The 14,285-nt window shown below is 66.3% G+C and carries 11 protein-coding genes; 6 read left to right on the forward strand and 5 right to left on the reverse strand.

The features are described from left to right. Positions 1-596: 596 nt before the first annotated feature. The 3 genes from P6897_RS13835 to P6897_RS13845 are packed head-to-tail and all read left to right on the forward strand — an operon-like array spanning position 597 to position 3,303. On the forward strand, positions 597-1,151 hold the full coding sequence (locus tag P6897_RS13835; RefSeq protein WP_282501513.1) for a glycosyltransferase: 555 nt from the start codon (positions 597-599) through the stop codon (positions 1,149-1,151). Beyond that, positions 1,148-2,245 (forward strand): glycosyltransferase family 4 protein, encoded by a 1,098-nt coding sequence (locus P6897_RS13840; RefSeq protein ID WP_282501514.1) that lies wholly within the window; start codon positions 1,148-1,150, stop codon positions 2,243-2,245. The genes P6897_RS13835 and P6897_RS13840 overlap by 4 nt, the downstream gene beginning before the upstream one ends. Next, positions 2,242-3,303 (forward strand): glycosyltransferase family 4 protein, encoded by a 1,062-nt coding sequence (locus P6897_RS13845; protein ID WP_282501515.1) that lies wholly within the window; start codon positions 2,242-2,244, stop codon positions 3,301-3,303. The genes P6897_RS13840 and P6897_RS13845 overlap by 4 nt, the downstream gene beginning before the upstream one ends. 31 nt (positions 3,304-3,334) lie before the next feature. On the opposite strand, the gene P6897_RS13850 is transcribed toward P6897_RS13845, so the two are convergent. The 4 genes from P6897_RS13850 to P6897_RS13865 all read right to left on the reverse strand — a co-directional run bounded on the left by P6897_RS13850 (position 3,335) and on the right by P6897_RS13865 (position 8,362). Further along, positions 3,335-4,498: a hypothetical protein gene (locus P6897_RS13850; RefSeq protein WP_282501517.1), complete on the reverse strand. Its 1,164-nt coding sequence runs from the start codon at positions 4,496-4,498 to the stop codon at positions 3,335-3,337. A gap of 275 nt (positions 4,499-4,773) precedes the next feature. Then, a complete protein-coding gene (locus P6897_RS13855; protein WP_282501518.1) occupies positions 4,774-6,138 on the reverse strand; it encodes a hypothetical protein in 1,365 nt (454 codons plus the stop codon). Positions 6,139-6,697: 559 nt separating this feature from the next. Continuing rightward, positions 6,698-7,894: an acyltransferase gene (locus tag P6897_RS13860; RefSeq protein ID WP_282501519.1), complete on the reverse strand. Its 1,197-nt coding sequence runs from the start codon at positions 7,892-7,894 to the stop codon at positions 6,698-6,700. A 285-nt stretch (positions 7,895-8,179) separates the two neighbouring features. After that, positions 8,180-8,362 carry a hypothetical protein gene (locus P6897_RS13865; protein ID WP_282501520.1) on the reverse strand — a complete coding sequence of 61 codons (183 nt, stop codon included), beginning with the start codon at positions 8,360-8,362 and terminating at the stop codon, positions 8,180-8,182. 1,364 nt (positions 8,363-9,726) lie between these two features. On the opposite strand from P6897_RS13865, the gene P6897_RS13870 reads away from it, so the two are divergent. After that, entirely contained in the window at positions 9,727-11,124 is a 1,398-nt protein-coding gene (locus P6897_RS13870; RefSeq protein ID WP_282501521.1) for a hypothetical protein, read from the forward strand. A gap of 196 nt (positions 11,125-11,320) precedes the next feature. After that, entirely contained in the window at positions 11,321-12,763 is a 1,443-nt protein-coding gene (locus P6897_RS13875; protein WP_282501522.1) for an HNH endonuclease signature motif containing protein, read from the forward strand. A 34-nt stretch (positions 12,764-12,797) separates the two neighbouring features. On the opposite strand, the gene P6897_RS13880 is transcribed toward P6897_RS13875, so the two are convergent. Further along, entirely contained in the window at positions 12,798-13,286 is a 489-nt protein-coding gene (locus P6897_RS13880; protein WP_274179418.1) for an SRPBCC family protein, read from the reverse strand. Between the two features lie 59 nt (positions 13,287-13,345). Here P6897_RS13880 and P6897_RS13885 point away from each other — a divergent pair, with 59 nt between their 5' ends. Further along, positions 13,346-14,281, forward strand: a complete 936-nt coding sequence (locus tag P6897_RS13885; RefSeq protein WP_274179419.1) for an aldo/keto reductase — start codon at positions 13,346-13,348, stop codon at positions 14,279-14,281. Positions 14,282-14,285 lie beyond the last annotated feature (4 nt).

The raw sequence follows: 14,285 nt of genomic DNA on the forward strand, positions 1-14,285 counted from the left end.
ACGCCGACCACTCGACGGCACGCGGTGGCGCGGAGTATGCGCTCATCCGAATGCTGTCCAACCCCCACCCGTGGTCGGCCACCGTAGCTGTCCCGGGTGACGGGACATCACCCGGAGTCTGGAGCCAGGTAGCGCGGAGTGACGCGGCGGTGATGGAGTTCATAGGCGGCCCCCACACGGCCGGAGCGAGCAAGGGCAGCGGGCTCGCGCGCATGAGACGGTTCGCTACGCAGGTCCTCGATCAAGCCTTCCGACTACGAGCGAGTCGCTCCTTTCGTGCCGCAGACGTAGTGCACGCCAACACGTCCCGCGCTGGGCTCTATTGCACGATCGCTTGCCTTGGGACCAATAAACCGGTCGTCGTCCATCTCAGGGACCTCGTCGACCGGCAAAACCTCGGCGGATTGGGGTACAGGCTGACGACACGGTTCGTCTTGCCGCGGGCTGATGGAGTCATCGCTAACTCGCAAGCCTCGCTGCGCTCTGCACGCCCCTTCGTCAAACCGGCCGCTCATGTGAAGGTGATTCATAGCGCCTTCGGCTCTTCGGGCGACGCGTCGCAGTCATCCATCGCGTCTGAGATCCAGACTGTGGGCATGGTCGCTCGAATCGACACATGGAAAGGTCAGGATCTGCTTCTGCGCGCGTTCGCGCGCGCCTTTCCCAGCGGTTCCACCCGTCTCGTTCTGGCGGGCAGCGCCGATTTCGGGCACGACGCATACCTCGAGAGCCTGCGGTCGCTCGCGGCCCAGTTGGACATAGCCTCTCGGGTCGACTTCTTGGGCCACGTCACCGACGTTCCGAGCCTGATCGCCTCCTGGGACCTCTGCGTGCAGTCGTCGATCAGGCCCGAGCCGCTAGGGCAGAACGTCCTGCAGTACCTCGCCGCCGGCAAGCCCGCAATCGTCACAGACCAGGGGGGCCCTTCTGAATGGGTCCGAGATGGCTGGAACGGGTGGACTTTCGAGATGGGGAGCGTGGACGCCCTGAGCGATGCCCTGACGGCAGCACGGGACCCGAAGCTCCGCCGGCATGTTGCGGCCAACGCGGCCCGCACCCCGAACCTCCTCACCGACCGCCAAGTGACCGATGCGCACGGCGATGTTTTCGAAGCCGTTCACCGAGCCGCGACCAGAAGGACAGAGCGATGAGTCAGCCCCTCCCCATACTCATGACGGGGTCCGAGTGGTTCGCCACCCGTCCCGGAGGCTTGAATCGCTATTTTTACGAACTGTTCAGCGCCACCGCGCGCCTAGAGGACGCTTCCCCGTCGGGGGCGGCGTTCGGCGACGCCCCCGAAATCCCCGGCGCGCTGTCCTGGGAGGCGGGGGGCGATACCCGCTCCCGCGTCCTGGCTTCCAGACGCCCGATCCCGGGTGTACGTCCGCGCGTGGTTGATCGCCACTTCTCCCTGTACGGGCCGCCGCGTCGCCGGTATCCCGATGCGCTTCAGATCGTCCACTTCCAGGGCCCCTGGGCCGACGAGAGCCGCGTCGCTGGGGGCGGTCGAGCGAGCACCGCGATGAAGCGCGTCGTCGAGCGCCGCCGGTATCACGACGCAGATCATCTAATCGTGCTGTCCGCGCCTTTCAAGGCGATCCTCGTCGAGAAGTACGGAATCGCGCCCGAACGGGTCACGATCCTGGCTCCTGGCGTCGACGCCGGCCGATTCGCCGCCGCTCGTGGCGATGGCGCATCGCAGGCGGCGGAGCGACCGACCGTGCTCTGCGTGCGTCGCCTCGAGCATCGGATGGGGATCGACGTCCTGATTCGCGCCTGGGACGACATCTCGCGTTCCGTGCCCGACGCAGAGTTGAGGATCGTCGGGACTGGCACGGCGGAGGACGAATTACGAGAGCTCGCTACGCGATCCGCCAAGCCCGGCTCCATCACGTTTGCTGGACGGCTGAGCGACGAGGCGCTCGTGGCGGCCTACAGCGCTGCCACCATCTCTGTAGTTCCCACGACGCAACTCGAAGGCTTCGGGTTGATTGCGCTCGAATCGCTGGCCGCCGGCAAGCCCGTCGTGGTGACTGATTGCGGCGGCCTCCCCGACGGCGTGAAGGGGTTGGATCCGTCCCTGGTCGTTACGCCAGGAGACGAAACAGAACTCGCACGTCGGATCACAGAAGCACTGCTCGGAAAACGGCCGAGCGCCGCAGAGTGCGTAGCTCACGCGAAGACCTTCTCGTGGGAGAGTGTCGCGCAGCGACACCTCGCTCTGTATCGGGAACTCGGGGCGTGAGTTTGTCGGAAGACGCTCAGCGCCGGTTGCGCGTCGTGTGGCTGTGCCTCGAATGGCCCGGCCCCAACCACCGCGGCGGCGTCGCCAGATATGCCTATCGCCTCGCCGCGGAACTGGCGCCGATCGTAGACCTCACGATCATCACAGAGTCGGACGGAGAGCCGCTGCCGGGCGCCCGCATGCGGTACCTCCCGGCGTCGTCCTCCAGGATCGATCGCTACTACGTGCAACCGCTCCGTGCTCGTCGCATGGTGAAAGCCCTTCGGAATGCTGATGTCGTACATGCTTTCGGCGACGATTGGGCGCTCGGCCGAGGCCCGTGGAAGCGCGTCAGGCACTTCCTCGGTCTGTCGCTCTCTGAAGCCAGATCTTCCAAGGGTCTGCGCCGCCTGAACCACTATGTGCTCGCTGCCCTCGAGAAGTACTCGCAGTTCCGCGCGGACTTCCGGATAGCGATCGGACCCGAGAGCCGTGATGCCTTCCGCTGCGACGTGATCATGCCTCCGGTCGTCCCCATACAGACGCCTGCGACCAAGAAGACCGGGGAACCCACTGTCGTGTTCGTCGGTTCCTACAGCGGCAGGAAACGGGGGCGTCTGGCGGAAGAGGCGGTAAGACGTGTATCTGCTGAGATCGGCACCGAGATACGGCTGATCGTCTTCGGTCCCGCGGATGACGCACGGAACTGGTCTGCCGCTACTGACCACCGTTCGGGAGCTAGCGACGCAGAGGTCCAGCAGGCCATATCTGCTTCGTGGGCACTGCTTTCCCCCTCTGAGTATGAAGGCTTCGGAATTCCGATATTTGAGGGCCTCGCGCTGGGGACGGCTGTCATTGCATCACCTAATCCCGGCTCGCTCTATCAGGCGCAGATGGTCGGGCAGGGAGGCAGCCTGCATATTGCTCAGACACCTGAGCAGCTCTTCGACGATCTACGCGCTCGAATGATCCGGGGCGCCGAGCTCACTGCAGATCAGAAGATAGCGAACCGCACCGCGGTCGACAGGCTGGTGACGCAGGCGTCCGTGAATACGCTGGTTGACGTCGCTTATGGGTAGCACGCTACTCGCTCGTCCACGTGCCACCGCATCATCCCCGCGCAGACCATCGTCCGCCACCTCTACTCAGGGCCGTCAGCGCTACATGAACGATCAGCCTGACACCGCACATCGTGAGAAAGGCGGCGGCCATGGTCAAGCCCGTGACGACGCCGAACCATGCTAGGGCGATGATGACGCCGATCATCACCGCGAGGCCGGCGGCCGACGCGATCGCCAGTTTCCCAGCCGTCTCCTGAGCAGAATCACGCGCGACCCGCAACTTCCAGGCGTCCTGGAGCAGGCTCGCGCATATGAGTACGGCAACAATCGGCGGGAGGGCGCCGAAATCTGGCCCGAAGATGCTCTGCCCGAAGACGGTCACGACCCACAGGATGAAGGCCCCCGCGACGGCGGTGCACGCGATGGAAATGGTTGTAATCCGGCCAAGCGAGACGTGCGCGCCGTTCTTCACTGCGCGGACGAACGCGGTGAGACTCGCTTGCGCGACTCCCTGAGCCAACCCGCTGGCCGCGTTGGCACACGTCACCGCAATGGCGTAGACACCGACAACGGAGGGCGAAGTCATCGCGGTTAGTGCCAACTGATCACCGCGACCACCGACAGAGTCGAATACAACGGCGAACCAGCTTCGAAGGCTGAACCGCCACGGGATCGAAGCTCGATTCGGCGCACGTAGCCCGGTGACCGCAACGGAGCAACCAAGAACTATCGATAAGACCTGGCCGAGAAACATCGAGATGTACGCCGAGACCAAGGAGAGTTGTCCGATGAGAAACAGAACGATGATGGCGAGCGAAGGAAAAACGAGAGTTGCCGAGCGGATCACGTTGTAGGTGATCACCTTGCCGCTGATGACGGCCAGCTGATCCCCCACGTTTCCGAGGCCCCAGAACGCGAGTAGACCCGCCCCGATCCTGATTCCGAACTCCACGCGCGGATCCCCGTTCGCCAAGATCGGCGCGATCGAGAATGTCAGCAGCGCCGCGACCACACCAATCGCACCCACCACAACGACCCCGGCGATAGATACCTCCGCGCGCTTCTCCACCTGCAACGCGAGCCCGCCAGGGAGACCGAGGAATGCTACCCAACCAACCACCTGTAGAGCTACGAACGCTCCTGCGAGCACGCCGCGGCCATCGGCACCGAGCGTCTGTGCGATGATCGGCGCCGAGATGAGGGACAAACCCATTCCACTGTACGAAACGAGGCTTGCGAGCGCCGCCTGCCGCGCTTGCGGGGAATGAAAGAGACGCTTCAATCGATCGATCACGGTTCGTAACTTCGGCGATCGGATGCGTGACGACTTGTTCGTCGAGCACCATTCACTGGCCCCGCGCTGGAGCTGGGTTCCCGCCGCCAACGCGCCCACGATGCAGGCGCAGCCAATGATGTCTCGCGGCGTTCGGGGCGCCAAGTGCTGGGGGCACCCCCACGGTGCTCGAGGCGGCTGACCGGCATAACGATTCACTCCTCACGATCGCGGCGACTGACACCGGGCAGCCGAGCGTCCGGCGCTCCCAACGGCCGCGAACCTCGTCCGCGCGTTGCAACGATGCCGCGCGGTTTTCCGCGAGAGGTTTTCATTCGTAAGAGAAATAGCACTGCTCCTGCCACGATGGTCGTCTGCAGCCCCTTCCCCAGGCCCTCGCCGAATGCGAGGACCCCTCGCTCAAAAAGCAGAGGGGCGCTCGTCATGGCCAAGCCCAGTAACGCGGCTGCCGTGTTGCGAGCAGTCAGCAGTGCGGCAATCACGATCACGGCGAGAGCCATGAAGCTGGCGCCGAAGGCCACGCCGGGCCACCCCGCTATGACCCAGCCCTCCGCGAACGGTCCCTCCGCAAGGGCCGCACCAGGGGTTACATTCAGCGACATCCGACGAACCTCCTCGCCCCACTGAGCTCCCGCGAGCGGCTTAGCGTCAGGCAGAAGGAACTGCGGCAGCAAAGAGGTAAGCCACTGGCCCGTCGCTTCTAACGGCGGCATCCACGATGCCGGTCCCGCGAACCAGGCGTCGGCCGAGCTCTGGAGCGCGTCGAAGCGCGCGATGAGGGGGAGCATGGGCCGCACCCAGAGCGGGTAAGCGCTCGCATAGCTTTCGGTGTTCTGAAGACGCCCCGCGTCAACACGAAGATCCTGGATGAAGAAGAAGACTCCAAGAGCTACAGCGCCGATGCCCGCAACCCTCCAGGTGATCCCACCTCGGCTGATCAGCCGGATGAGAACCCAAAGCGCGAGCGCCAGGAACGGGGTCTTGCTCTGGGTCAACACCGACCAGATCAGCTCACTCCCGCCAAGCGCGGCGATTACAACGGGAGTGAACGGCTTGCGGGCGAAGAGGATAATGCCCCCTGCTGCGATCGCGGCGATGGCGCTCAGTGTGAGTGTGAGATTGTCCCGGAGAACGAGGTAGACAACTCGGAATGTCCATCCAAGGCTGAAGAGCACGAACCCATGCGCCAGAGCGAGCTCGAAGCGCGTCGTTCCCGCGACCGCCCTTCGGCGAACGACGAGCACCACGAGAGTCATCAACCCCACATACAGAGTCATGCCGAAGACTGTCGGCGATAGCGCCGCGGCGATGGTCCGCTCGTAACCGGCAGAAGCTAGCCTCACGTCAGCTAGCGGGTCGCCGAGCTGGGGGGCTGGATTGAAGGTCAACAGAGCCACGGGGCGGGCAATGTAGCCGAGGCCCCAGTAGACAGCCTGAACAACCAGCAACGAACCGACCACACCCCGTAGCCGAAGGCCAACGAAGAACAGCGCTACCACGTCGATCGTGATTACGGTAAGCGTCGGCCATACGGACACTTTCCCAACGTACAGCAGCAAAACTCCTCGTATCGCAGTGGGATCCCCGACGTAGATGATGGCAGCCCGGTCGGGCTCAGTATCGAGGTCGAGTGCTGAGCGTCGAAACTCGACATCCCTCGGGCGACGAGCCCCGCGATCGAGCCGTAGGGCATCACCCCGCAGACGTCCTCGGCTGTTCAGGACAGGCTGCCCCTTCGTAACCCATGCGACTCTGTCCGATCCGACCGCGCGAGCGCGGGAGTTGCGGTTGCGCGCCTATGGGAGTCGACCTCGCTCGCGAGACCCGCGATCCCGGGCGCCCAGTGATTCGACACGAAAAGCGGCCTGGCAAGCCATCCGCAGCAGCACCACCGGGTCGACTACCTGTAGCGAAACGGGCTGGCGCCCACCTGTGCGCGGGGCTCTGCCTCGGCGCGGGGAGTAACCGGAGGCTATGGCGCGCACGCCTGACCCAGGCGGCGTGAGCAAACCGAAGCCACTGCGCATCCGCATCGCGAGAGCCGAGCCAGACGAGCCAGGTGATCACCGCACGAGGGCCACGGCGACCGTGTAACGCGCACGACGCGCACACCGTCGATCAACTGACCACCGCGGAGTTAGGGATTCTGCGCAAGAAACCTCGCACCGCGTTCGTGTTTCGCTCGAAGCAGAAGTAGAAGGCCATGGCGACCGCCATGACGCTTAGCGTCAACACCGCGCAGAGACCCACCGTTAGGGGGCTGATCGCCCACCGGTCCGACGCGCGCGGAACGAGGAGTGCGGCGATCAGCGTCAGCACGGGCATGTGGATCGCGTAGAGCGAGTAGGACCACTCGGCCGACCACGAGATTGGTGCGAGCGCTCGCCCAACCACTGGGTATGGCGCATCGACGACGAGGCTCGCTAGCCAAAGAGCAGTCGCTATAGCGAGGAAGTAGGTGGTGCCGGTGCTCCACACCCTGCTGTCAACGACCGCGGCTCCGAGGACGAGCATCCCGAGTCCAACCTGAAGAATGGTCGAACTCAGCCGCGACATGGACAAGAGCTTCCGCGATACCGGCCCGCGCATGGCAGCGACCGCAGCCCCAATCGCCCAGGTCGGCGCGAGCAGGGCCACACGAGCGTGACCCTCAAGCGGGCCGGCCGCGATGGCAGCGACGGCGACGAAGACGACCGCGGCGGCTGTAGCGCGTGCTCGAATCGACACCCCACGCCACACCAGAATCAGCAATGCGGGAAAGCTGACGTAGTACCAGAACTCCGCAGCGAGCGACCACAGCGGGCTGTTGCTTCCGAGCGGCTGCACGTAGACGTCCTGGAGGAACAGGGCGTTGCCGATCACCTCGCCCGGGCCAGATCGGGATCCAACGCCTTCGGCTGGGAGCAGCGAATGATATGCGACGGACCCGGAGTAGATGTCACTCTGTGGCCGTGCCGCGAAACCGATGGCATCAAGCATGAGCGTTAGCGCGATCGCTGGAACGAGGACAAGCCAGAGTCGGACGAGCCGCGCGCTTGCATACACCCCAGCGGAGAATCTCTCCTGCTGCAGGGCACGGATGACAGACCCTCCGACCCAGTAGCCGCTCAGAACGAAAAACACGATGACAGCTTGATGGCCCAGCGAAGCGAAGGCGTAGATCCCGGTTGTAACGGGGCTGGGGTCGACGACTTGCGAGTAGTCCTCGATGAACAGGGTGCGCAGATGGAAGATGACCACGAGAACCGCGGCGATGAAGCGAACCGCGTTCATCGCTAGGTTTACGCGTCCGGAGGGTTTCTCGATCGGGGTCACGCTTGCCATACAGTCGAACTCCGTTCTTGGCGCCTTGCGGCATGCTTACCCGGTGGCATCGGCGCGCTCGGCAATCGGGGCGACGGGCGCAACCGGCGACATCGTGAGCTTCCGGCGCGCCTGTGGGCGCGGTTCTCCCCCGCCACGACTACCTCCGCCTCGCCGGCGTCGATTTCAGGCGTGAGCAGCTTCCCTTTCAGATGAGGAGAAGGCATCGCTCGGCGCTATCCCCGGTCCCGCTCACGGGACCCGAGCCTAGCGCCCACTGATGTCTAAGTGTCCGCCTCAGTGCAGGTCGCGCACCCGGAGGAGCGAGAGCTTGCGATGCGTGAGCCCTGAGCGGACTCGAACCATGCTGCATCCGCCCCGCACGAGCTCATCGCGGATGTCAGCGGTCAGGACGAAGGGCTGCACCTGGCGCCAGCCATCGGCTGCGTCGTAGATGTGAGTCACTCGATACTTGCGCATGGTTACTCCCCTTCCGCGGACCGCCCCTGATCGATGCACGTCGGCACCCCGCTCCCGACACGACGCGACGATACGCCGCTTACGCCGCGGGCACAGGAGGCCTGAGCAAACCCAGGGCTACCACCCGTATCGACTACCGGTCGGGTTGCGCCGGCGCTGAGGTTCCGCCACAAACGGGCCGCCCGCGGCATCCGTCTTCCGCGTAGCGTGGCGTGCACCCGACGACCGTGAGGAGCCACCGTGGACACCACCGTCTTCTTCATCTCCGCATTGCTCTCCGTCGCTATGATCGCGACGGCCGCCGCCTACGGCCGACGCCGCAGTCGCTGACCGAACGCACACGTGGCTCTCACCCGTGACGCCCCCATCCGCCCGGGAGTCGCAGTCGCCGCCGCTATGGCAGGCGCACCAGCCGGGCGGGAAGTCCGACTGCGCGTCATCCTCTTTCTTCCCGCTGATCTCGCCTGTCCAGTCGACAGAGTGGTAGCCCCGGCTCGTGCGGAGCACAACGCCGAAAGGTATTCCCGCGCCGGTCACCGCTTCGAGGTCGAGCGCGTCGTATTCGATCACTAGTGAGGATGACAGCGCGGGGGCAGGGGCCCGCACCGCAGCGAGCGTCCGAAAAGCGACGCCCACCGACTGGTTGTCGCACATCGCAGACGCCGAGGGAAGGTCGTCGACGGTGTAGGGCTCACCGTTCTCATACATCCCCGCGACTCCCCAGTCAGCCCCGTAGCGTTCGACCATCCCGTATGACGATTCATCGACCGTGCATCCGGCGGCGGTCAGATGAGCCCGGTATCCGGCGATCACCTCCCCCGGGTCGCCGCTCGCAGGCGCAATGAGCCACCGAGAGGAACGCGAGCAGGTCCACGCGCTGAGATCGTGGACCCACCAGTTCCTCTGCCCCGGCGAGCAGACATCCGTGGTCTCCGTGGTCAGCACGACCCCGCCCGCCGCGCGCGAAAGCGCTGCTTCGGCCGCCGCCGCCGCATCCGCACGCTGCGCCACCGTGTACGGGTCGTACTCCTGCGGGTCGACGCGCCCCTGCGAACACGCGGCCATCGCGAGCACGAGGGCGACGCACCCGACGGTCGCGACGAACAGGCGGCGCGGCCTTCGCGCCGCACTCCGTCGCATCACGTCCAATCGGTCACCGCCCGGCTCGAGCGGCCGCTGCCGCGTCTGCCGAAGCGACCGGATGTCCCCGCGGCGCCACTCTAGCGATCACGGTCACCTGCGTGCCTTTCGCGCGTCCACGCGAGTGACATCGGCGCAACCTGACGGGCGAAGTCACATGCCCGGCGCCGTCACGACGGCGAGGCGCCCACCGGCAGAATCGCCTTATGAGAGTCCTCGCGACAATGCTCTTGCGTAGCCGACGGCCGCCTCGTAATGCCTCGCTGAGCGCACCCGCCGACACCGATCCGGTTGCCGAAGAGGAATCGGTCGCGGACGATCTCGCCGACTTGCTGCGAGCCCATGACGAGGACTTCTCGCAGTACGCACGGACTCTGGGCGCAACGCTGGGTCGCGGAGTCGCCGCCCTCGCGCTCGTCTCACTCTTCGCCCTCACCCAGCTCAACCCAGACGCGCCCCGGCTCGTCCTGCCACGGTTCGACGGCGGCGACGCACTCGCCGCGTTCGGTGTCGTCGGCCTGTTCGTCACCACTCTGCAACTCGCCGTACGAGACCCCGGGGCGCTTCAACAGCCCACAGCATCGGCAGGACGGCAGCAACTACTCACACTGATCGCCGCGCTGCTCGTGCCCACCTCGCTCGGCTTGGGCATCTACATCGCCATCCCCTACATGATCGAATCCGCGCCGACCGGCATCGACCTGGTGCGCGGCTTCGGCCCGATAGCTATCGGAATCCTCCTAGCGCTATTCGCGGCAGACGCCGCTGCGGCAGTCCCCCTCCCACCGACCGACCCAGCTGTGCGTCGCACGCGCGGGAAGATTGCCGCGGAAGAACAGCGCGCAGCCCTTTCCGCGCTCAAGCTCCGCGCGGGGCCGTCATCCGTGCGTGGGGTGATCGGCGACATTGCGCGCATCGTCGGTCTTGTGGTTGCTCAGCTCCTCGTGCTCAACGCGGTCACACCTGCCGACATTGAGGTGGTCGTGGCGCGCGCCGCCGCATTGACGGCTTTCGCCGTCTTCGTCACGGCTGCCGTGTACGACACGTTCGTCGCGGCCGCTCGCCGCCGGTGGTCACCGCTCACACCCGCGTTCTTGCCGTTCATCCTCGCCGTGGTCGGCGTCTCGGGGACGATCGTCATCGCGAGTATCGAATCGGCCGACGGGACGAACCCGGTCCGCGCTGCGGCCGACGCTCTTCTTCGATTCGCCGTCGTCACCTGCAGCAACGCCGGCATGGCGTTCTATCTCACCGGCCGGCGACGGCGGCCGCGCTCCGACGATGGTCCCGCCGAGAGCCGGCTTCTCCGAGCGATCGCAATCAAGCTCGCAGAAAGCAAGGCGAACCGGCTCGACGACGGTGTCCTGCGGGACGAGAGCAGGCGCCCTGCGACGCTGCCGTTGAACCGGCTCGCTGTCATCAGTCCGTTCGTCAGCGTCATGTTCCCCCTCGGGCTGATACTCGCCGCCGCAGCGCGCGAACAGATCGCCACGGTCTCACCGCCGGAAGAGCGCGGCGAAGGGTGGGCGCGAGCCGCGGAGGTGATCTCGTGGGCCGTTGCAAGCCTCGTGCTGATCGTCCCCGCCGTGGCACTCGCGATTTCCACCGCAACCACCACGTGAGTCGGCACTGCCAACCAGCCCGTCTCTCGATCTATCCCTCGATTCGTCATGGAGAGACGACAAATCCAGGAGCTCGCTGTAGAGAAACGGGCTGCGCCGGGGCCGCCCATTCCTCCCCAACCGAGCCGCAAAATTGTTCTCCCCAGATGTACGGATATTCGAGGCGAATGTCTGACCCCCTGGCAATAATGGGAACATGTCAACGAACGGCGACAGCGCACACGAACCGGATGCCGGCTCGTCGAGCTCGCCGTACGCCGGCATCGTCGATCGGGTCTCTCACGCAGACGATCTGCTCCACGCGGCGAACATCGCGATGACCCGTGCGCTCGCCGAGGCGGGGCGCAGCGCTCTGCGCGTCGCTGCGCGCTCGGGCGAGCGGCCGCGCGGCATGGGCTCCGACATGGAGATGCGCTCGATCGCCGCCGAGATCGCCGGGGTGCGTCGGTCGCACGACCGCCGCGCGCAGAGCGAGATCGACCACGCGCTGACCATCGTCGACGACTACCCCGCTGTGTTCGAGGCGTGGGAGCAGCAGCGCATCACGCGCGACCACGTCGACGTCGTCGTCCGGATGGGATGCGGCCTCGCCGACGACATCCGCGACGACTATGCGCGCGAGGCGATCTCGATCTGCGAGCGCGATATCGCCTCGCGCGTGCGAGAGCCGCTCCGCAACCTCGCCGCCCGCATGGGGTCCGAGTCCTTCGCCGAGCGACACCGCACCGCCGCGGCAAAGCGAGGCGTTTGGGTGACGCACGGCACCGACGGCATGTCCGAACTCGGCGCCACCCTGCCGACCGTGATCGCCGCGGGCATCCACGACCGCCTCACCGCCATGGCGCAGTCCGTCAAAGACGCTCGTGCCGCCGCCGGGGAGGCGCCTGCGGATGGTCCGGCTGGGGATGCTGCCGCGGGTGAGGGCTCCGCGGCGGGTGAGGGTTCTGCGGCGGCGGATGCTGCGGCGCCGGCCGATGGTGGCGCGCCTGATGTCCGCACGATGGATCAGCTGCGCGCCGACATCCTCGGCGACCTGCTGCTGGGCGGCGCCCCCGTCGTCGACCCGACGTACGGCAGCGACGCCGCCGGGCCGCTGGGTGCGATCCGGGCGCAGGTCCAGGTGACGCTGACATCCGAGACGGTGACCGGCGTCGACGACGCCCCCGCCGAGCTCGTGGGCGCCGCGCTCATCGACGCCGACACCGCCCGCAAGCTCGCCGGCCGCGCCAAAATCTGGAACCGGCTCTTCATCGACCCGATCACCCGCACCCCGGTCGAAGTCGACACCTACCGGCCCACCGCGGCGATGAGCCGCCTACTCAAAGCGCGCGATCAGCACTGCCGATTCCCCGGATGCCGCAGAGCCGCGATCCGATGCGAACTCGACCACACCATCGATTACGCCCTCGGCGGGCACACCCACATCTTCAACCTCGCCCACCTGTGCCAACGACACCATTCGATGAAGCAATTCACGAAATGGGAGGTCAGGCAGGTCGGCGGCGGGGTTTTGGAGTGGACCTCACCGCTGGGCCGGGTGTACCGCGAAGACGTTCCGATCCCGTCGGTGTGTTTCGTTCCCGACGCCGGCGGGGCGCCACCACCCGTGGTGGGCAACGACGAGCCACCGCCCTTCTGAGCTGGCCGGCGCTGGCCGACGCTGCCCGGCGCCGTCACACGCCCCGGATGCGCTCCGCTTCGGCGAGCACGACCGGATCCTCGCATCCACGTGCGAACCCCGCGATCCGCCGGTCGATGTCGCGCTGCAGGATGATCGCGCCGATGCGCTCCGCCAGCGGCGCGAGCCACGCCGGACGGCAGGCGAAGTTGTAGCGCCACACCGCGAGCGAGCGCGAGGGGTCACCCTCGACCGGACTGAACCGCCATCCGCCGCCCATCCGAGCGAAGAACCACGAGCCTTTCGTCATCTTCATCCCGACGTTCGACGGCGGCTTGTATGAGACGTACTCGCTCTCCATCGCCAGCCCGAATCGCTGCACCGTGTACGTGCGGACGCCCTTCGCGGGCCGATCCGCGCCGATCAGGTGCTGTCGCCGGATGAAGGGATCCCACCGCTTCCGTACCTCGCCCTGCGTCTGCGACACCGCGAACGCGACGTCGACGGGCACGGGAACGACGCAACGCGACTCGACGACCGGCATCCGCCCATCGTGGCATGCCCCCGCCGCGCGTCCTGCTCCCGCGGCGCATACTAAGAATCATGCGCAGCGTCCCCCTCGGTCAGAGCAACATCCAGGTCCCCAACGTCGTCGCGGGCATGATGCGGATCGAGGAGCTCTCCGACGACGACATCCGCGCCCTCTACGACCGCTGCCGCGAGGTCGGCGTCGACTTCTTCGACCACGCCGACCTCTACGGCTCGTCGCGCCACGCGTGCGAGCGACGCTTCACCGAAGCGCTCAAGCTCACGGCATCCGAGCGCGACGAGATCACGCTGCAGACCAAGACCGGCATCGTCGCCGACGACTGGCACTTCGACCACTCGTACGAGCACATCGTGGCCTCCGCCGAGGAGTCGCTCGAAGCGCTCGGGACCGACCGCATCGACGTGCTGCTGCTCCACCGCCCCGATGCTCTCGTCGAGCCCGACGAGGTCGCCCGCGCGTTCGACCACCTCGAGTCATCGGGCAAGGTCCGCGCCTTCGGCGTCTCGAACCACACGCCCCGCCAGATCGACCTGCTGAAGACGGCGGTGACTCAGCCGCTCGTGGCCAACCAGGTGCAGCTGTCGATCACGCACTCGACGATCATCGCCCAGGGGCTCGCGTCGAACATGGCCGGCGAAGACGACTCGATCACCCGTGACGGCGGCGGACTCGTCGACTACTCGCGCATCAACGGCATCACGCTCCAGGCCTGGTCTCCGTTCCAGAAGGGCTTCTTCGACGGCGTCATCTTCGGTGCCGAGGAGTACCCGGAGCTCAACGCCAAGCTCGACGAGCTGGCCGCGAAGTACGGCGTCACCCCGACCGCCATCGCGACGGCGTGGATCACCCGCCACCCCGCCGGAATGCAGGTCGTGCTCGGCACCACGAACCCCCAGCGCGTCGCGGATGCCGCCGAAGGCAGCGACATCCCCCTGACGCGAGGCGAGTGGTACGGGCTGATCCAGGCCGCCGGGCACAAGGTGCCCTGAGCCC

It is taken from the genome of Microbacterium sp. BDGP8 (genome assembly GCF_029991045.1).
Taxonomy (GTDB): Bacteria; Actinomycetota; Actinomycetes; order Actinomycetales; family Microbacteriaceae; genus Microbacterium; species Microbacterium plantarum.